Annotated in this window: 13 protein-coding genes and 1 tRNA gene; 6 read left to right on the top strand and 8 right to left on the bottom strand. The window is 64.9% G+C overall.

What is annotated here, in order from left to right; translation table 11 throughout:
* Positions 1-289: 289 nt before the first annotated feature.
* On the bottom strand, positions 290-679 hold the full coding sequence (locus N3J91_15480; GenBank protein MCX8157815.1) for a hypothetical protein: 390 nt from the start codon (positions 677-679) through the stop codon (positions 290-292).
* A gap of 212 nt (positions 680-891) precedes the next feature.
* Positions 892-966: transfer RNA gene (locus N3J91_15475), tRNA-Val, on the bottom strand.
* 168 nt (positions 967-1134) lie between these two features.
* Between N3J91_15475 and N3J91_15470 the strand changes: the two genes are divergently transcribed.
* Genes N3J91_15470 through N3J91_15460 form a run of 3 tightly spaced genes read left to right on the top strand, consistent with a single transcriptional unit; the run spans position 1135 to position 5230 of the window.
* Complete coding sequence (locus tag N3J91_15470) at positions 1135-4014, top strand: DNA translocase FtsK (protein MCX8157814.1); 2880 nt, start codon at positions 1135-1137, stop codon at positions 4012-4014.
* A 14-nt stretch (positions 4015-4028) separates the two neighbouring features.
* The gene (locus N3J91_15465; GenBank protein MCX8157813.1) at positions 4029-4574 is read left to right on the top strand and encodes an HAD family hydrolase; all 546 of its coding nucleotides are present in this window, start codon (positions 4029-4031) and stop codon (positions 4572-4574) included.
* Positions 4571-5230 (top strand): DUF1080 domain-containing protein, encoded by a 660-nt coding sequence (locus N3J91_15460; protein MCX8157812.1) that lies wholly within the window; start codon positions 4571-4573, stop codon positions 5228-5230. Before N3J91_15465 ends, N3J91_15460 begins: the two co-directional genes overlap by 4 nt.
* A 21-nt stretch (positions 5231-5251) precedes the next feature.
* On the opposite strand, the gene ligA is transcribed toward N3J91_15460, so the two are convergent.
* A complete protein-coding gene (gene ligA / locus N3J91_15455; protein ID MCX8157811.1) occupies positions 5252-7330 on the bottom strand; it encodes an NAD-dependent DNA ligase LigA in 2079 nt (692 codons plus the stop codon).
* Between the two features lie 144 nt (positions 7331-7474).
* On the opposite strand from ligA, the gene N3J91_15450 reads away from it, so the two are divergent.
* From N3J91_15450 to N3J91_15440, 3 genes are all read left to right on the top strand, one after another.
* A complete protein-coding gene (locus N3J91_15450) occupies positions 7475-9601 on the top strand; it encodes an adenylate/guanylate cyclase domain-containing protein (GenBank protein MCX8157810.1) in 2127 nt (708 codons plus the stop codon).
* Between the two features lie 166 nt (positions 9602-9767).
* Positions 9768-10412, top strand: a complete 645-nt coding sequence (locus tag N3J91_15445) for a hypothetical protein (GenBank protein MCX8157809.1) — start codon at positions 9768-9770, stop codon at positions 10410-10412.
* A 94-nt stretch (positions 10413-10506) separates the two neighbouring features.
* Positions 10507-11535 carry a hypothetical protein gene (locus N3J91_15440; protein ID MCX8157808.1) on the top strand — a complete coding sequence of 343 codons (1029 nt, stop codon included), beginning with the start codon at positions 10507-10509 and terminating at the stop codon, positions 11533-11535.
* A gap of 71 nt (positions 11536-11606) precedes the next feature.
* Here the strand turns inward: N3J91_15440 and N3J91_15435 are convergent, their stop codons facing one another.
* The 5 genes from N3J91_15435 to N3J91_15415 form a co-directional block, all read right to left on the bottom strand.
* Positions 11607-13034, bottom strand: a complete 1428-nt coding sequence (locus tag N3J91_15435) for a Gfo/Idh/MocA family oxidoreductase (protein MCX8157807.1) — start codon at positions 13032-13034, stop codon at positions 11607-11609.
* Between the two features lie 242 nt (positions 13035-13276).
* On the bottom strand, positions 13277-14503 hold the full coding sequence (locus N3J91_15430; protein ID MCX8157806.1) for an SLBB domain-containing protein: 1227 nt from the start codon (positions 14501-14503) through the stop codon (positions 13277-13279).
* A gap of 131 nt (positions 14504-14634) precedes the next feature.
* Positions 14635-16242, bottom strand: coding sequence for a hypothetical protein (locus N3J91_15425; protein MCX8157805.1), 1608 nt, complete (start codon positions 16240-16242; stop codon positions 14635-14637).
* 258 nt (positions 16243-16500) lie between these two features.
* Positions 16501-17976: a DUF2779 domain-containing protein gene (locus N3J91_15420; GenBank protein MCX8157804.1), complete on the bottom strand. Its 1476-nt coding sequence runs from the start codon at positions 17974-17976 to the stop codon at positions 16501-16503.
* 12 nt (positions 17977-17988) lie between these two features.
* Positions 17989-19089: a glycoside hydrolase family 43 protein gene (locus N3J91_15415; protein ID MCX8157803.1), complete on the bottom strand. Its 1101-nt coding sequence runs from the start codon at positions 19087-19089 to the stop codon at positions 17989-17991.
* Between the last annotated feature and the right edge of the window lie 81 nt (positions 19090-19170).

Raw genomic sequence — 19170 nt, 5'->3', positions numbered from 1 at the left:
CATCCGGCCCATGATGAATCACCGTCGCCAGCAACACGCCCTCGTTGCAAGCGTCGTTCAAAGGAGAGGAATCCTGCGGGATGGGATTTGGCTCCTCCCTGGCTTCATACATGCCGATGGTTCCCCACGCTTGCATGGTTTCCGGCTGACCCGGAGCCAATATCCCCCCAAACCTCTCTTCGTTCAAGGCCATTTAGGGGAATAGGGAAATGCAAAATGCAAAGTGCAAAATGCAAAATGCAAAACCGGAGGAGACGGAGGCGAGTGGGTTAAGCGGTGGCGGTCCTACTTATTCACGCCTGCCGGCTAGGGGGCGCTCGCAATGTTTAGGCTCGGCCGCGCCCACGCAGCGACAGAATCCGTGGTAATTGGCACAGATGCCGCCAAAGATGGAAATTAATCCCCAGAAAAGGGGGCGTCCGAAGATGTGCAGCAGCCGGGGTTCGGAATGGGGCAGGAGGTAGATGCCCCACGTCACCAGGAAGCAACCGGTGATGATGCAGGCATGGCCGAAGAGCATGGTGGCGCCACGGCCGGGCCGATAGCCCAAATACAGGAGTGCGGCGCCAATCAGCGACGGGATCAGGGCTGCCCACGGTGTGGGCAGGGCCAGCAACGACAGACCGCCCAAGAGCAGTAATGCTCCCAGGCACGCGGCCAGGGGGTGTTTAGGTTTCATGGTAGCCAGGCCAACCCTGCCGGGTTGGATATCCGGGCACACCATGAGCAAACAGCGTCCGGCGGGCAAGTCCAAACCCGTCGGCCTGCGAGCCGTGCTTGCAGAGCGGTCTGGTGCTCCCCCCGGGAAGCGCCGGGATCGTTTGTCCTGCGTCTGTGAGCGATGCCATCACCCTGAAAGGCGTTGGATAAGGAGAAAGGTTGGCGGGAGAATGGTGCGCGATAGAGGATTTGAACCTCTGACCCCTTCCGTGTCAAGGAAGTGCTCTTCCCCTGAGCTAACCGCGCACGACGGCCGGCAGGCGCCTGCCGGAACCTGTTGTGAGAATGTGCGGCGGGAGGCGCGCGGTGGCAAGCTTAAAAAGAGGGGCGGCGGTGGCCGAGGGGTCTGGTGGCGGGGGTAAAATTTTCCTGTTTTTGGCGGGGCGGAGGTGCATACAATGGATGGGCAATTACATGGCACGCAACGAGCATGGCGAGCCAGCCCCAAACCGCGGTTTCAATGACATCATTGGGATTGCGCTGTTGGCGGCGGCGTTGCTGTTGATGGCGGCTCAGTGGTCGTTTGACCGCGGAGATGTGCGGTATTTGCGCGTCCCGCCGCATGATCCGGCGCACAACTGGATCGGGCCGGCGGGGGCCTATGTGGCGTGGGGCACGTTTCTGCTGATGGGCGGCGCGGCGTACATCCTGCCCATGCTGCTGATGTTTTTCGGGCTGGGGTATTTGTGGGATTTCATGGCCTATTTGCGCCGCAAGTGGTGGACGTGGGCCGCGGCGGGGGTGGTGTTGCTGTGCTGCACGGGGCTGCTGAATTTGTACACCGACGGCGAGATGGTGCGGCAGATGGCCACGCGCCGTTATGCTTATGACCAGGCCGGGTTCCTCGAGAAAATTGCCTTCAACATCGGCGCGGACACCGCGGGGGGGCTGCTGGGCTTGTGGCTTAATCAATATGCCTTCGGTCATTTCGGCCGGGCGGGCGCCACGATCATTTATTGCACGCTCTATTGCATCAGCCTCTATTTTCTCACCAACTTCGAGCTGGGCAACTGGGTGCGTGAATGGCTGCAAAAGCGGCGCGAAGCCGATTTGTTTGCCGGTCTGACCGAGCCGGAGAAGGAGTTGAAGCGCAAGGCGCTGGAACTGGAGCGGCGCGCCCGCGAGCTCGAGCAGGAGGTGGAGCGCAGCGCCCGCGGCAAGGCCGCGCCCGCGGCGGCGGGAGCGGCGGCCAACGGCAAAGCCGGGCCGGAGCTGGGAGCGGATTTGCAGCCGGTGCCCGAGCCGACGGTGCGCGATTTGAGCGTGCCGCAAATCAAATCTCCCTCCCGCAAATCCAAGGAGCCGGTGGCGGACGCCGCCGCCAAAGAAGAACCTGCGGAGGCCGCCCCCCCGGCGGCCAAGGTGGTGCCGGCGGCCACCACCGCCGATATCTTGGGCAAGGATGCCGCGCTGCCTGCCCGGGGCAAGGCCGCGCCGGAGGCGGCACCGGCTGCCGCCGCGGCGGCCGCTCCCGCCGTGGCCGCCAAAGCCGCCGAGCCTGCCGCCAAGGTGACACCGCAGGAATCGTGGGAGCCGGTGCCCAGTTCGGCGGCCCGGGAGCCGGAGAAGGAAAATCCCTTTGCTGCGCCCGCCGCGGCCATGGCCGCCTTGCCCGCGGCCACGCCGGCCAAGCCCAAGCCGGCGCCGCGCAAGTCCAAGCCCATCGCGGTGGCCGAAGGCCCGCACATTGGGAATTACCGGCTGCCGCCGCTGGACCTGTTGCAGTTGCCGGATTTGTCCGTCAAACCATCGGAGACGAAGGAAGAGCTGATGGCCAACGCGCAGCTCATGAAGAACACGCTGGCGCAATTCGACATCGAGGTGGCCATCGGCGACATCACCAAAGGCCCCACCATCACGCGTTACGAGCTGCATCCGGCGCCGGGGGTGAAGCTCGAAAAGATTACCGCGCTCACCAACAACATCGCGGCGGCGCTCAAGGCCGAGCGCATCCACATCCTCGCGCCGGTGCCGGGCAAAAGCTCGGTGGGCGTGGAGGTGCCCAACGCGGTGAAGACCAAGGTCACCATGCGCGAGCTGCTGGAGTCGGAGGAGTGGACCAACACCAAGGCGCGCATTCCGCTGGCGCTGGGGAAGGACGTGTACGGGCATCCCATCATTGCGGATCTGGCGGACATGCCGCACCTGCTGATTGCCGGCAGCACCGGCTCGGGCAAATCGGTGTGCATCAATGCCATTGTGGCCTCCCTGTTGTACCGCTTCAGTCCGGATCAACTGCGGTTTGTGATGATTGATCCCAAGGTGGTGGAGCTGCAGCATTACAATGCCCTGCCGCACCTGGTGGTGCCGGTGGTCAATGACCCCAAGAAGGTGATCCTCGCCCTGCGCTGGGTCATCAACGAAATGGAAAAGCGCTACAAGATTTTTGCCAAGGTGGGCGTGCGCAACATCAAATCCTTCAACGATCGCCCGCGCCACAAACCGCCCCCCGCCCCCTCCCGCGAGCAGGAATTGCCGCTCATCGCGCGCAAGGAAAAGGTGGAGGCCGGCGCGGAGGGATTCGCCGTGGAGGTGGACGAGGAGATTGTGGTGCCGCGCGAGGATGACATCATCATCCCCGAGAAGCTGAGCTACATCGTGGTGATCATTGACGAGCTGGCGGATTTGATGCTGGTGGCGCCGGCGGATGTGGAGATGGCCATTGCGCGCATCACGCAGATGGCGCGGGCGGCCGGGATTCATTGCATTGTCGCCACGCAGCGGCCCAGCGTGGATGTGATCACCGGCGTCATCAAGGCCAACATCCCGGCCCGCATCGCCTTCCAGGTGGCGGCCAAGGTGGACTCGCGCACGATCCTGGATGCCATGGGCGCCGACAAGCTCCTGGGCAAGGGCGACATGCTCTACCTGCCGCCCGGCTCGGCCAAGCTCATTCGCGCCCAGGGCGCGCTCATCACGGACCAGGAAATTCAAAGCATTGTGGACTTCATCGGCGCGCAGGGCAAACCGAGCTATGATCTGGAGATCACCCAGCAGCTCAGCAAACCCACCAGCAGCCTGGACGAGGATGCCGAGGCCAGCGACGAGGACGAGGAGCTGATCCAACAATGCATCGAGGTCATTCGCAGCGAGCAAAAGGCCAGCGTCTCGCTGCTGCAGCGCCGGCTCAAACTCGGCTACGGCCGCGCGGCCCGGCTCATGGATGAACTGGAGCGCCGCGGCATTGTCGGCCCCAGCAAGGGCGCCGAGCCGCGGGACATCCTCATTGACCTCGACGGCACCGGCATGGACGGCGCCAAGTCCGCCGGCGGCCCCGGATTGACCCCCGCCTAGCGCCCCTTTTGCCTATGAGCCGGGCCGCTGTATTTCTGGATCGCGACGGCACCGTCATAGCCGAGCGACATTACTTGAAGGATCCGGCCCAAGTGGAGCTGCTGCCCGGGGCGGCGGCGGCGTTGAAACGGCTGCAGGACGCGGGTTATCTGCTGTTTTTTGTCACCAACCAGTCGGGCATTGGCCGCGGGTATTTCTCCATGGACGATGCCTTGCGGGTGCAGGCCCGCGTGGAGGAATTGCTGGCCGGGCAGGGCGTGCGGATCATCAAGACGTATGTGGCGCCCGAGGCGCCGGATCAACCCAGCCGCGGGCGCAAGCCCTCCCCCGCTTTTTTGTGGGATGCGCGCGATGAGTTTCAGTTGGATCTGGGGCGCTCGTACATGATCGGCGACAAGTTGATTGATCTGGAATGCGGCTGGAATGCCGGCGTGCGCCGCAGCATTTTGGTGTGCACCGGCTACGGGCAGGAAACTGCGGCGCGGGAAGCCGCCCGGCTGCGCGATGCCGTGGTGGTGCCTGATCTGGCCGCCGCCGCCGAATGGATTTTACAAATATGAAAAAACCAGGGTTGCAAATCCTCCTGATGCTGGGCCTGGCGGGCATTCCGCTGCGGGCTGCGGATGTTTTTGATCAGGCCGCCACCAACCAACCGCCGCCCGGCTGGGAAATCGCCATCACCGGCGCCGGCCAGCCGGTGTGGACAGTGCAGGCGGAGTCCCCCGCCGCGCCCACCAACCGCGTGCTGGTGCAGTCCGGCCTCACGCCGCGGCCCTCGTTTCCGCTCTGCGTGCGGCAGGAGCCGCGGCTGCAGGACGGCTGGGTGAGTGTGCGCTTCAAGACGGTGAGCGGCGAAATGGACCAGGCGGCCGGGGTGGTGTGGCGCTATCAGAACGCCACCAATTACTATATCTGCCGCGCCAACGCCCGGGAAGACAACGTGGTGCTCTACAAGGTCCAGAACGGCAGGCGCACCGCCCTGCCCTTGGTGGGCCGCACGGAGGGTTACGGCGTGGAGCACAAGGTCGCCCCCCAGACCTGGCATACCCTGCGCGTCGCGTTTCGCGGCCCCCGCTTCACGGTGTTCTTTGACGGCCAGAAGTTGTTTGAAGTGGAGGACACCACCTTCACCCAGGCCGGCCGCGTGGGCCTGTGGACCAAGGCCGACAGCGTAACCCAGTTTGATGATTTTGATTGGGGCGAGGCGTCCCCCTGAGACCGGCGCTCAGTGGGGCGCTTAACCGCACAAGCGCAACAGCTCTGCCTCGTCAATCACCGGCACCCCCAGTTTGCGGGCCTTGTCCAGCTTGGAGCCGGCCTCGGCGCCGGCCACGACGTAAGCGGTTTTCTTGCTGACACTGGAGGCGACCCGCCCCCCGGCGGCTTCAATTTTGGCCGTGGCCTGCTCGCGGGTTAAGTGAGGCAGCGTGCCGGTGAGCACGAGGGTCTTGCCGGCGAGCGGCCCCGCCGCCGCGCCTGCCTGATACAGGCTGTTGTGCAAATGGAGGCCGGCGGCGCGCAGCCGCTCCACCAGCCGCCGGTTGCGGGGATCCCCGGCCCACTGCACGATGCTTTGGGCGATAATCTCGCCCACATCCTCCGCCTGCTGCAACTGGTCCACGCCCGCGTTGAGGATGTCATCCAGGGTGGGAAAGGTGCGGCACAGGGATTTGGCCACACTGGCGCCCACATGCAGGATGCCCAGCCCGAAGAGCACGCGCCACAAATCGCGCTTTTTGCTCGCCTCGATTCCCTCCAGAAAATTGCCGGCGGATTTCTCGCCCATCCGCTCCAGTTGGCACAACTCGTCCACCGTGAGGCGGTACAAGTCGGCCACATCGTGCACCAGGCCGGATTTGACCAGTTGTGCCACGAGCACCTCGCCGCCCCCCTCGATGTCCATGGCGCCGCGGCTGCACCAGTGCTCGATGCGGCCGCGGATTTGCGCCGGGCAGTCCGGGTTGGGACAGCGCCACACCACATAATCCACACCGGCTTCCGTGCTGCGGGTCACAGCGGTGCCGCACTCGGGGCAATGCCTGGGAAACACAAACACCTGCTCGGCCCCGGTGCGTTTTTCCACCACCGCCCGCACCACGGCGGGGATGACTTCGCCCGCTTTTTCGATGATGACCCGGTCCCCCACGCGGATGTCCTTGCGGCGGATTTCCTCCTCGTTGTGCAGGGTGGCGCGGCTCACGGTGCTGCCGGAGAGCAACACCGGCTCCAGCTCGGCCACCGGCGTGAGCGCGCCGGTGCGGCCCACCTGAATGGTGATGGCCCGGAGGCGCGTCTCCGCCTGTTCGGGCGCGTATTTATACGCAATGGCCCAGCGCGGCGCCTTGGCCGTGGCGCCGCAGCGCTCGCGCTGTGCCAGCGCGTTCAATTTGATCACGGCGCCGTCCGTGTCATAGGGCAGGGTTTTGCGGAAACGATCCAGCTCCTCCAGCGCCGCCAGCAATTCCTCCACGGAATGGCACAGCCAGGTGCGCTCCGGGGTTTTGAAGCCCAGGCGTTTGAGCCACTGCAACAGTTCATCATGCGTCGGCGGCAGAAGGACGCCCGCCACCTGGCCCACGCCGTAAAACACCATGTCCAGCGGACGCCGCGCCACAATGCGCGGGTCCAGTTGCTTGAGCGATCCGGCGGCGGCGTTGCGCGGGTTGGCAAATTCCTCCTCGCCAGCGGCGCGGCGCTCGGCATTGAGCCGCTCAAAACCGGCCCGCGGCATGAACACCTCGCCGCGGACTTCCAGCACCGCCGGCAGGGCCGCCGGCGGCGGCGGACTGAACAAATCCCCCTGCGTCGCGCGGGCGGCAGGCGGGGCGTGCAGCCGCAACGGCACGCTGCGGATGGTTTTCAAGTTGGCCGTGATGTCGTCGCCGGTCGTCCCGTCGCCGCGGGTGGCGCCCACGGTAAGCACCCCCTGCTCATAGCGGAGGCTCACGGCCAGGCCGTCCACTTTCGGCTCCACCACCCAGGCCAGCGGCTCGCCGGGCAGCAGGCGTTGCACCCGCTGCACAAATTCCACCACCTCGCCCTGCGAGTAGGTGTTGTCCAGGCTGAGCATCGGCACGGCGTGACGCCACGGCGGAAAGGCCTCCACCGGCTGCCCGCCCACGCGCTGGCTGGGGGAGTCGGGGGTGACAAGCGCGGGGTATTGCTTCTCCAGTTCAAGCAGCTCGCGGTAGAGCCGGTCATATTCCGCATCGGAAATCTCCGGCCGGCCGACGACATAATACAGGTGGTCGTGCCGCCGGATTTCCGCGCAAAGCTGCGCATGCCGTTGCTGGGCGGTTGGCCAGTCCATGCTCATGGCTGCCCGTTATTAAAACGGCCGGCGGCCCGGGTGTCGAGGCCACAGCGCAAATTGTTCCCGGCCCGGCCGCGCCGGGGGGCCTGAGGCCCCACAGCCAGCTCCCGCCTTGTGCCCGCGGGCTTCCGCGCCTATACTTCAGCAGTGTTTTGGCGATGGCTCAAGCCGGTGCCGCTGCTCACCACGCTCTCGATTGTGGTGGTGGTCACCGTGTTGCGCCTGTTGGTCCACAGCCCCCTCTTCCCCAACTGGCGTTTCCTCATGTCTATCGAGGAGGACGCCTTCGACTGGCGGATGCGCGGCCTCTATCGCTCCCAGCCGCCGGTGGCCTCCAACCTGGCCGCCGTCTTCATTGACGATGAGACGCTGAAAATCCTCAATGAACGTTACGGCTTTTCCTGGCCGCTGCCCCGCCAGCTTTATGGCCGGCTGGTGCGTGAACTCACCGCCCAGGGCGCCAAGGTCATCGGGTTTGATATCTTGTTCGACAGCGCCCACCCGCGCCATCCCAGCACCGATGTCAAACTACCCGATGGCCGCGTGGTGGGCAGCGACGAGTTTTTTGCCGAAGCGCTGCAGGCCGCCGGGCCGCGAGTCATCCTCGCCGTCATGGGGGAGACCCGCCTGGAGCCGGACACCGGGCAGGTCATCTGGCAGCCGCTCCTGCCCAACCCCCGCTTCACCAATGGCGTGCGGCTGGCGCACATCATGAGCGAGGCCGACCCCGACGGCATCACCCGCCGGGCCGTGGCCTTCCATGAAGACACCAGCCCCGCCCGCTCCGGGCGTTATTGGATGCTGGGGTTGATGATGGCCGCCACCGAGCTGGGCATGGACCTCTCGCAGGCGGAGGTGGCGCCGGGCCGCATCACCTTGCGCCCGGCAGCGGGCGCGCCGCGCGCGCTGCAGGTGGACGACCGCCGCCGCTTCCTGGTGAACTGGAGCATGACGTGGAATGATCCCCGCCTCACCAAGGTCAGCCTGGAGGAAGTGCTCGACATGGACGCCGCCCGGCAGGCCGGCCAGCCCGTCACCAACGCGGTGTTCAAGGATAAACTGGTGGTGGTGGGCAGCATCGGCACCGGCAACAACCTGAGTGACATTGGCGCCACGCCCTTGAGCAAGGAAACCTTTCTGGTCAGCAAACACTGGAATCTGGCCAGCCAACTGATCACCCACCGGCTCCTGCGCGAGGCGCCCCTCGGGGTGGAGATCGCGCTCATCGTGGTGATGAGCTTTGCCGGTTTCATCTTGACCTGGGTGGCGCGCCCCTGGCTGGCCACCGCCGCCGTCATAGCCACGCTGGCGGCCTACCTGGCCTTGAGCTACGTGGTGTTCGTGCGCGGCCTGTACGTGCTGCCGGTGGCCACGCCGCTGCTGGGGGCCTTGTTGTCCTGCCACTTTGCCGCCATGGCCTACCGCGTGGTCTTCGAGCAGAAGGAACAGCGCCGCATCAAAGGCATCTTCTCCAAGGTGGTTGCTCCTTCCATCGTCAATGAACTGCTGGAATCCGAGCATCTCGCGCTCGGCGGCGCCCAGCGGCGGGTGACGGTTTATTTTGCCGATGTCCGCGGCTTCACCCAGTACACCGATGAAGTGCAGCGCCAGGCCCAGGAATATGTGCGCCAGCAGGGGCTGAGCGGCCAGGCCGCCACGGATTACATGGACGCCCGCGCCGAGGAGCTGCTCGCCACGGTCAACCTCTACCTCTCCACCGTTGCCGGCATCATCAAGGAGCACGGCGGCACGCTGGACAAGTACATGGGCGATTGTGTGATGGCTTTCTGGGGCGCGCCGCAACCCAATCCCCGCCATGCCGCCAGTTGCGTGCGCGCGGCCATCGCCGCCCAATCCGCCATCCACCGCCTGAATCAGGAGCGGGGCCGCGAAAATGAACGGCGCCTGCAGGAAAACGTCCGGCGCGCCGCCGCCAAGCTCCCGCCGCTGCCGCTGCTGCCGTTGCTCAAGCTGGGCTCCGGCATCAACACCGGCACCGTCACCGTGGGCTTGATGGGCTCGGAGGAGCACCTTTTCAACTACACCGTCTTTGGCCGCGAGGTCAATTTGGCCAGCCGCCTGGAGGGCATCTCCGGCCACGGCAAAATCATCATCGGCGCCGGCACCTATGAGGACTTGAAACGGGATGATCCTCCGCTGGCCGCCTTGTGCATCCCCCTCTCGCCGGTCCAGGTCAAAGGCTTCCAGGAGCCGGTGGTCATCTACGAAGTCCGCTGGAAACCGGAAGAGGCACCCTCGAAGGCCGCCGCGTAACACAGCCTGCCCCTCCGGCGGGAAAGCGCGCGGGGGGAGCTGCCAGCGGCCCCATCCCGGCATTGACCATGCTCATGAAACGCAGTAGGGTACTTCATGGTTTCCGTTTGACCATGGCACGAAGCATCCTTTGAATGTGGCACCCAGAAACCGGATCACCTCGCCTATGAAAACCACCCTGCGTTACGCCTGCTTGAGCCTCCTCCTGCTGCTCGGTCTGGGGGCTGTTGCCGCCGAGAATGAACGCCCCGCCCAACCCGTGCCGCCCCCGCCGCCGCCTCCCGCAGAAGGCGGTCCGGAGCTGCGCCCGGAGCGCCGCGGGCCGGTCCCCGGCCGGCGCGAGGCCGCGGAAATGGAAGACCGCCTGCGCCGCCTGGACGCCGAAATCAAGGAGCTGCGGCGGGTGGGCGACCACGAGGCGGCCGACCGTCTGGAGCGCCAGCGCCAGCAGATGCGGGAGCGTCTGGCGTTGGAGCGTGAACCGCGTGACGTGCTGGCCCCCATGGCCCCGGACGAAGGCGGGCCGCGTCCCCCCATGGAGCCGGAGCGCCGCCAGCAGATGGTGCGGGAGGCCGTGCAAATCCTGCGCCGGGCCGGCTATCCGGAACTGGCCGACCTGGTGGCGCGTGAAGTCCGCGCCCTGGGCGACCGCGGCGGGTTGGATCGCCCGCGCGAACCGTGGGGCGGCGGCCCCCAGGACGATCCAGGCCCCGGCGCCGCCGAGCGCACCGAGCGCCTGGAGCGGGCGGTGATGGAGATGCAGCGTGTCCTGCGGGAGATGGACCGCCGGTTGCGCGCGCTGGAGCGTTGAATAATTGGCCGGGGCCGCCCACACTCCCGCGGTGCAGATCCATCCTTTCATCCACCGAGGCCTGCGGCATCGTGCCGCCGCCGGGAGTCTTTTAATGCTTCTGGCCCTCCTGGCCGCCGTCGGCTGCGCCCCCCGGCAGACGGCCCGCCGGGCGCCGGCCCCGCCGCAGCCCTACATGCGCGTGCATCGTGCGCCGGATTCCACCCTCGCCCTGCAGGTGGCCGTGCGCGAGCTGGCCCCGCCCCGCAAAACCTGGCCTGCCCTGCTGCTGGTGGGGGTGACGCATCTGGGCGAGACCAATTATTACCAGGCCCTGCAGGAGCGGTTGGATCGCTGCGACCTGGTTTTGTACGAGGGCATCGGCGATGCGCCCCGCCAGGCCTCGCTCCATCCGGAAAACCGTGAGCAGGCCTCGCTGCAGGTGCGCATGGCGCACGCGCTGGGGCTGGTATTTCAGTTGGAGGCCATCCGCTATGACCGTCCCCATTTCAAAAACAGCGATCTGACCAGCGAGCAGTTTCTGGATGTCTGGCGCGGCGAAAGACTCAAGCGCCCCTCCACGTGCGTTCCTCCCCCGCTGCCCCTGAAGCTGGCGGCGGCCGTGGATGCCGGGGACGACGCCTTGAGCGAGGGCATGGACCAGTTGCTGGGCATCATGGAAGGCACTTCCTTCATGGGCGTGCTGGCGCACACCATGGTGCAATTCATCGCCGCCAGCCCACGCCTGCAGGCCACGGTGAAAGTGGTGTTGATTGAAACCATGGGCGCGATCAAAGGCGACTTGAGCGAATCCCTGAGCGTGCCCGAAGAATGGCAGGCCGTGTTGCAATTCCTCATTCGCGAGCGCAACCACATTGTCCTGCAGGATGTGCGCCGGCTGCTCGCCGAACCCCGGCCCCCGCGCCAGGTGGCCATTTTTTATGGGGCCGGCCACATGCACGATCTGGAGCAGCGCCTGCGCGCCGAACTGGGCTACCGTCCGGCGCGGGAAGAGTGGCTCACCGCCTTCAGCATCAACCCCCGCGCCGCCGGCATCACGGAGCTGGAGCTGAACTGGGTGCGCAGCCTCATTGAATGGCAAATCCGCCCGCGTCAGCAAGACAGCCCCGGCCAGCAACAGTAACCCCAGGCCCGGGCGCGGGCACAAAAAAACCCGGACCCGCGCACGGGTCCGGGTGGTGAAACCAGGCGGGATTACGCCGGCAATTCCCAACCCTTGCGATAGTCGCGCTTGACCAGGTGATCCACCTTGGCGTTGCGCGCGCGGGCGGCCTTGCCGTCCCACTGGATCGGCTGCTTGACGCCGTGCCGCAGGGCGATGCAACCGAGCAGGATGATCTCCGTCAGATAGGCCGCAATCTCAAAGTTCGAGTAGGCCTTCTTCTTGGGATCGCGCATCATTTCAAACCATTCGCGGTCATGGCCGGGCGAGCGCGGGATCGTCTGCGGCACCGCCTTGCAGGCCTCGTGGTCATTGCCCGACTTGAACTCCGCCTCGTCCTTGAGCTTGATGTAGAAGCGGGCGCCGTAGTCGTCGGGCGAGAAGATTTGCCCCTTGTCGCCGACGAGCAGGCAGCCGCTGCCCGGCAGGCTGCCGCGCAGGGCCACGATGTCCTTGGTCAGCTCCGCCGGCGGCCGCAGCGCAGGCGTGTTCTTGTCGCCCGGGTTGCCGTCGTACCACCAGAACTTCAGCGGCACCATGTCCTCGCGCTTCGGGAATTCGAAGCGGATGCGCGAGGTCTTGGGGAAGGTCTCCGGGAACAACTGCGAGGTTTCCTCGCATTCGATGACCGTCGGATAGCCCAGCTTGAGGGCGCGGAAGGGCATGTTGACGGTGTGGCAGGCCATGTCACCCAGCGCGCCGGTGCCAAAGTCATACCAGCCGCGCCAGTTGAAGGCGTGATAAACGTCCCTCTTGTAGGGACGGAACTGGGCCGGGCCGAGCCACAAATCCCAATCCAGCCACTCGGGCACCGGGTCTTCGCCCTGGGGCCGGGGGATGCCCTGCGGCCAGATGGGGCGGTTGGACCACACATGCAGCTCGCGGACGGGGCCGATCACACCGGCCTGGATGACTTCGACGGCGCGGCGCAGACCGCTTTCCGCGCTGCCCTGGTTGCCCATCTGGGTGGCCAGGTTGGGATTCTTCTGCACCAACTGGCGGACCACCCGGGCCTCGTACACCGTCTGCACCAGCGGCTTCTGGGTGTACACGTGCTTCTTCATCTTGAGCGCCATCACCGTGGCCAGCCCGTGCACATGATCGGGCGTGGAGATGGTCACCGCATCAATCTCCTTCTCCATCTCCTCCAGCATCTTCCGGAAGTCCTTGTACTTTTTGGCATTGGGGAATTGTTTGGCCTTGGCTTCCAGCCGGTTGCGATCCACATCGCAAATGGCCACGATGTCCCCGCCCCATTCCTTGTTGGCGGCGCTGTTGGCATCGCTGTCGCCCTTGCCCCCCACGCCAATGCAGGCCACGCGAATGCGGTTGTTGACGTTTTGCGCCCGCAGGAAGCTGGGCGCGGCCAGCAAGGCCCCGGTGGCCAGACCGGTGTACTTCAAGAAGTTACGCCGCGACTGGGCAGACGCGGCCCCATAGACTTTGAAAAATTTGCTCATGAGCTTTCAGTTAACTGGTTCAGGCGGCTTTTCACAAGCCAAAATTTGGACGTCGCGCAAAACCCGCTTCTTCAAATGCACCGCCATGCGCGAAGCCTCTCCCGGCCCGGGCGCGTTTATCGTCCAGCGGGTGAGCCACCGGGTTGGGGCTTGGCCGGTTCCCGCACACCCGCGCGCCGCCGCCAAAAAAAGCGGACGCCGGGAGGTGCGGCGTCCGCTACGTGGGGGTCTTTTCTGTGGGGCTAGAAGCTGAAGAATTTCTCCGGCACCACCACGATATCCTTGCCCTGCAGGATGACATCGGCGCGCTGGCCGGCCTGCAGTTGCTTGATGTTCACCGGGATTTTGACCTTTTCACCGGCGCCGCGGTCCCGCAACACATACACGCCGGAGAGCTTGGCAAAGCGCGAGAAACCACCGCACCGCAGGATGGCGGCGTAGGCGGTCAGCTCTTCATCCGGGCTGAGCCGCAGCACGCCCGGGCTGCGCACATTGCCCGTGACGTAAATCACCGGCGCAAAGGCGGGCACCACAATCACATCGCCCGGCGCCAGGGCCAGATCCGATTGCAGCCCGTTGCCGTCCAGGATGGCCTGCACATTCACCTCTTCCACCAGCGCGTTGCCGCCTTCCAGCCGGAGCAGCTTCACGCGGGTGAGATCCGCCGAGGGCGTCAGGCCGCCGGCACGCAGAATGGTGGTCACCAGCGTGGGCTGGATGCCCTTGGGCGTGCGCAGCGGGCCGGTGGTGCGGAACTCCCCGGCCAGATAAATCACATCCGATTCCTCCTCGCCATAAATGCCGGACGAGATTTCCAGCATCACCGTGGCGTTGCGCAACTGGGTCTTTTCCAGCTCGGCCTTGATGGCGGCGGCGGCGCCGTCGAAATCCTTGCCAATCACGGAAACCCGGCCCACCCGCGGCAGCACCAGATAGCCGCCCTCCCGCACCTGGTAAAGGCCGTTGAACGTCTCGTCCTCCAGCACGAACAACTGCACCACCTGGCCGGGCAGCAGTATCTTCTCCTTCAACGAGGCCTGGTAGCTTTCCTGCAGCGCCTTCACCGCCGCGGCCAGCTCGGCCTCGGTCTTGGTCAATTCATCTTCCACCACGCGGTAGCGCCCCTGGTAGTACTCGACATCCTTCTTCACGCTGTCGAGCAGCTCCTTGTCCACCGGGGTCATCTTGGAAATCATGTCCGCGTCCTTGGTGGCCCGCTCCAGCCGCGACTTGTAGTAATTCATGTCGCGGGTCAAATCGGCCTTCTTGCGCTGGAGCCGCTCCACCGTCCGCTGGGCTTCGCCCTGGCGGCCCGCCAGGTTGCGCATCACCGTTTCCGCCCGGTTGCGCTCCTCCAGTTCACGGCGGAACTTTTCAATTTTTTCGGTGTCCTGGCCGAACACCGCCGACGAGCCCACCCAACCGGCAAACGCCAGCGCGCCAACAAGGGATAACGTGGTAGCTTTCATGACATTTATGATTTCCGTTCCGCAAAAACAGCTCGTTCAGTTGTTTACGTTGCCAGCGACGGCCCTCAATTTAGCGCATGACCATCGTCCAAGCAACCCTAAAATGCTGTGGTTGTAAAGTTTATTTTAACTCAAAACGACTTGCGCAGTGTCAGGATCAGCAGGTTCTCCTGCCAGCCATTCGGTCCCACCGTCCATGCCGTGTTCTGATACTGGTGCATCAGCGTGGCATCCACCGTGTCGGTCGCCCGCAGGTACAATTCATTGCGCAACGTCAGCGCGTCCCATTCGTACGTGCCATTGTCCATCAGCCGGTAATAGGCCCCGCTGCGCAGCCCCAGCCGCGTGCTCATGCTGTACATGAAACGCAGGCCACCCTGCCATTCGCTGTACTTGGGCACGTGCGGCAAATCCACCGGGTCATATTCGCTGTACTCGCCCACCAGTTCCATCCGCAAATCCGGCCCCAGCGTCTTGCGGAAGAAATAGCCAATGGCCGTCCGCACACTTTCCAGCGGCCAGGTGATGCTGCGCTGGAAATACAGCCGCTGCGACATGGTGGGCGAAATGGCATGCTCCAGATTCAGCGTCCACAACAGGGCTTCCCGCCGGCGGTTGTCCGCCCAGTAATAGCCGGCCTCGCCCATCAGCGAAAGGTAATCGGTCAGCGGCCCCCGGAAACCGCCCATCAGGGTGTGGCTGAACCCGTCCTGCCGGTCATGGTGCGTCGCCGCGTAGTGCACATGCGGCTTGAAGCGCATGTTCTCGCGCTCGTTGTCCAGTGCTGCGTAATAGCGCTCGCCCGAGCGCGGCACTTCATTGGGCAAACCGTCGGACCAGATGTCATACCGCGCCGCTCCCGCGGAGAAACGGGTCTCGGTGGGCAGCAGATGGCTCACGTGGGCGCCCACGGTGTTGCGAAACACAAAATAATCAAACAGCCGGTTGAACGTGTCGGCCCGCTCCTGGATGTTGCGATCAATGATGCGATACGAATACCGGCCCACCGTGTCGGCGGCGTTGTAATCCGTGTCAAACAAATCAAACGCCCCGCCCCAGATATAGCTGGGGGTGTACACGCTGAAGTTGTCGTAAAGGTGCACATCCCAGTTGCCAATCGGGAAGGTGTAGCTCAACTGCGCCAGCCCGCGCGGCGTGGCATTGAAGGCAAACATCTCCATCGGATCTATGAATCCGATTTTGTTTTCAAACGGCAGGTACACCATTTGAATGCCCACCGCCAGCCGCAGGCGCTCGGTGGCCTGGAACATGGCGGCGAAGCTCCATCCGATCATGCTGATGAAGCCGCTCTCCACCGCCGGATCGGAGCGCGTGGCATTGTCGGAATACAGCAAACTGCCCGACAGCGTCCGAAAATCCAGATAGAAATTGCCGATCTTGATCTCGGCATCCTCGGGCCGAAAGGCCCATTCAATCAGCGGCACGCCCCACGTGAAGCCCGGCGGCGTGGCCACCCGCAGCGTCCCTTCGCCCTCCACCACTTTGACCGGCCGCACCACGCCGCGGTTGATCGTCCGAAACATGCTGTCATACGCGGCGCGGACTTCCTGGATGGGATTCGGCTCCACCGTGCCCATGCCCCCGGCGCTGCCCGGCTCGCCGGCTTCGCCGACGATCGAATACCCCCGCGCGCTGCCGGCTGTGTCCAGGGGATTGACGCGGCGCTCGCTGCCCACGGGCGTCTGGGCGGAGGTCCCGGCAGCCAGGACAATAAGCAAGGCACAAAACAGGCTCCTCACCTGAGGCCACGTTGGCTGCGTGTTTGGTTGTCCCGGCATGTTATACCATGTTTGCCATTACTGCCCGCTACCGGCCTGCAAAGGAACATCTGCCTGACCACGGGCGGCCACCGTCAAAATACTGGCCACTTAAATAGCATCCCCATGGTCGTTTGTCCACTTTATGCTGCTTGAGTTTCGCTTCGTATATGCCTTCCCAAGTCCTTGATGTCCAGAAAAAAATGCAAAAAACCCGCATCACACCAGCGCCTGCAGCGCCTGCACCAGCCACACCAGGGCTTCGGTGTCCCGGCGGCAATACGCCTTCAATTCCAGCCGCAGCCGGGCGGATTCTTCGTCCGGCAGCCGGTCAAAGATCAGCCGCAACCAGGCCCGCGTAGCCTGCTGCCCGTCCTGGATGGCCAAATCCTCGTAGCCTTTGCCGGTGACCGCGGGCAGCACGTCCTTGAGCGAGCAGCTCCCCTTCTGCCCGGCGTAGTAGCAATAAAAATTCTTGAAAGGCTCCAGCAGGTCCACCCACCGCGGCGCCAAGGATTGGTACCAGCTCTCCTCGGCCGGTTGCCCTCGCACCAGGCCTCCCAGCACCATTTGCTCAAACGGGGCATTGTACGCCAGGATGCTGCCGCGCCGGCCGAGGCCGGCTTTCAGGCGGTCCAAAATGGGCAGGCGGGGATCGCTTTGACCGGCGAGGAGGAAGGTTTCGTGCTCGGGCGCCGCGTTGGGGGCTTTGACGTGCGTGAGCGAAAATTGCACCGGGATCAGATTAAACGACTGCAATCCGGGCATCCACGGCACGGCGGCACTGACGGTCTCAAAATCCAAACAATGCAAAGGGTATTCCAGCCGGGCCAGAAACTGGCGCAGCGCCGGGCGGTCCACATAGGGGCGCCGCGTTTGGATGGCGTAAAGTTGCGCCTCGCGGCGCGGAGTGCGCAGGGACCTGGGCAACAAATGCAAAGCCGCCCAGCCCTCCTGATAGAGCTTGAAGGCTTTGGCGCGGTTAAGCTGGTAGAGGTGAAAGACGTTGTGCTCGGGCAGATGCTCGCGCCAGCAGCGGGGCTTGAAAGGACAATCGCCCCCATCCTCGCAATGCGGGCCCAGCGGCAGCGCGGAGGAAGCAGCGGCCGATTCAGGGTCTGGCGCCAGCCGGCTGGCGGCAGCGGCAAAACGGCCCAGGCCTTCCGCCATCTCGCGGCTCGCGTGGGCAACGGCGGAAGTGACCGTTTGGAGCTGAAACAAACGGGCCGGCTCCAGCCGCTGCCCGCGGCAGTAGCCGGGGTTGAGGGTGAAAACGCCCACCTCCACCAGCTCGACCCCGGCCGCCTGCACGATATGCGCCTGATAGGCCAGCCACCGGAGCAGGGGTTTGGCGACCGACTGCTCGGGCACCACGGCCAGCATCTGCCAGCCGCCCCGGGGATGCGGCCCCAGGTAATCCACCTCGGCCATCCAGCCCTCATGGGCCAGGGTGGCGCCCAGCATGGCCTGATGCGCCTTAAGCCCCTGCCGGGTTTGGTGCAGGCGGTCTTCCGGCTCCCCCTGAATGGTGACCACGGGGCCGGGCATCAATGGCGCCGCCAGTCGCAACACCCGCCGGTGCTCATCCGGGTCCATGACGGCGAAGGAGGTGGCTGGCGCTGCGTGCGTCAGCAAATACACCGCCCGGGGACACCGGCTCGCGGCAACGAAGTGGTTTTCATTGAACAGCGTCACGCGCCTTCGGACTCATTTGCCACTCGTCAACGTTGCAAAAATGGAAAAGTCCCACCGTTCCCGAAACTCCAAAATCACCGTATCCTCCCGCAGCACGAACGGCAGCCAAACATGGGTGGACTGCTCCAGGCGTTTGGGCTCCCAGCGATCCGCCATGAAAATAAAGCTGCCGGGCGGCTGGCCGGGCGCCGGCAGCACAAAGGTGCTTTGGGCGCGGAAGGTCAGATGCCGCTCCGGCCCCACGCACGGATTGCCGCGGCTGGTCCACGGGCCAAACAGGCTGTTGGCCACGCTGAGATCGGCGGCGTTGGGATTCCAGCCCGTGCAACCGGAGGTAAAAAGATAATATTTGTTGCGGAATTTGAACGGGGCGGGCGCCTCCCGGTATTGATCCACCAGGATGCGCGCCCAGGTGCGGCCCAGGGCCACCGGCTCGGCCGGGCGGGTGAACGCCTCGTTCAACCGCACCACGTACAGGGTGCGATTGTCTTCCGAAGCGTAAAACACATAGGCCTGGCCGTCCTCATCCAGAAACAGATTCATGTCGCGGAAGGTGTTGCCCAGCTCCCGCTGGCGGCAGCGATCGTTCTCCGGGTAGCCAAAATCATGGCGGATGGGCCGAAACGCCTCCAGGAAGGTGAAGGGGCCTTCGGGTTGCTCGCTCACCGCCACGCCGGCCATGGCGTAGGTGTAAGCGCGGTTGTCGAGGTGCATCCACATGACGTAACGCCGCGTTTTGGCATTCCACAGGACTTTGGGGCGCTCGCACACGCCGCGCTCGCGCGCCTCCTCGGGCAGCACCTCCCGGCGCAGGGCCAGCCCCAGCGGCTCCCAGTTCAACAAATCGCGGGAGCGATACACCGTCACCCCGCTGGGGCGTCCAGCCCACTCCTGGCCGTACCAGTAATAAACGCCCTCGCGCTCCAGGATGCCGCCAGCGTGCGAGCGGATGGGCTGGCCCTGGGTGTCCCGCCAGGGTTTGCCCGGCTCAAAGGCGGTGTTGGGCCCCGGGGCCGGGGCCGCCGGCGTCTCCGCCGCGCGGACGAAACTCAGGCCCAGAATCACCGGCAACAGGGCAAAGACATACGAGCGCAGAATCATGAGTGGTGCCATATTCGCTGCGTTTGTAGGGGGCGCCCGCGCCGGTCGTCAAGCCCCCTTTCCGCGCCGCAGCGGGCGGGCACGGACATCAAG

This window comes from Verrucomicrobiia bacterium (assembly GCA_026414565.1).
GTDB lineage: Bacteria > Verrucomicrobiota > Verrucomicrobiia > Limisphaerales > Fontisphaeraceae > Fontisphaera.
Note: the sequence above shows the minus strand (reverse complement) of the source record. Positions and strands in the feature narration are given on the sequence as shown.

Coding starts and splice junctions, on each gene's coding strand:
- N3J91_15480 (MCX8157815.1), bottom strand. CDS start 679: ATGAAACCTAAACACCCCCTGGCCGCGTGCCTGGGAGCATTACTGCTC.
- N3J91_15415 (MCX8157803.1), bottom strand. CDS start 19,089: ATGGCACCACTCATGATTCTGCGCTCGTATGTCTTTGCCCTGTTGCCG.
- N3J91_15470 (MCX8157814.1), top strand. CDS start 1,135: ATGGCACGCAACGAGCATGGCGAGCCAGCCCCAAACCGCGGTTTCAAT.
- N3J91_15460 (MCX8157812.1), top strand. CDS start 4,571: ATGAAAAAACCAGGGTTGCAAATCCTCCTGATGCTGGGCCTGGCGGGC.
- N3J91_15445 (MCX8157809.1), top strand. CDS start 9,768: ATGAAAACCACCCTGCGTTACGCCTGCTTGAGCCTCCTCCTGCTGCTC.
- N3J91_15430 (MCX8157806.1), bottom strand. CDS start 14,503: ATGAAAGCTACCACGTTATCCCTTGTTGGCGCGCTGGCGTTTGCCGGT.
- N3J91_15435 (MCX8157807.1), bottom strand. CDS start 13,034: ATGAGCAAATTTTTCAAAGTCTATGGGGCCGCGTCTGCCCAGTCGCGG.
- ligA (MCX8157811.1), bottom strand. CDS start 7,330: ATGAGCATGGACTGGCCAACCGCCCAGCAACGGCATGCGCAGCTTTGC.
- N3J91_15465 (MCX8157813.1), top strand. CDS start 4,029: ATGAGCCGGGCCGCTGTATTTCTGGATCGCGACGGCACCGTCATAGCC.
- N3J91_15440 (MCX8157808.1), top strand. CDS start 10,507: ATGCTTCTGGCCCTCCTGGCCGCCGTCGGCTGCGCCCCCCGGCAGACG.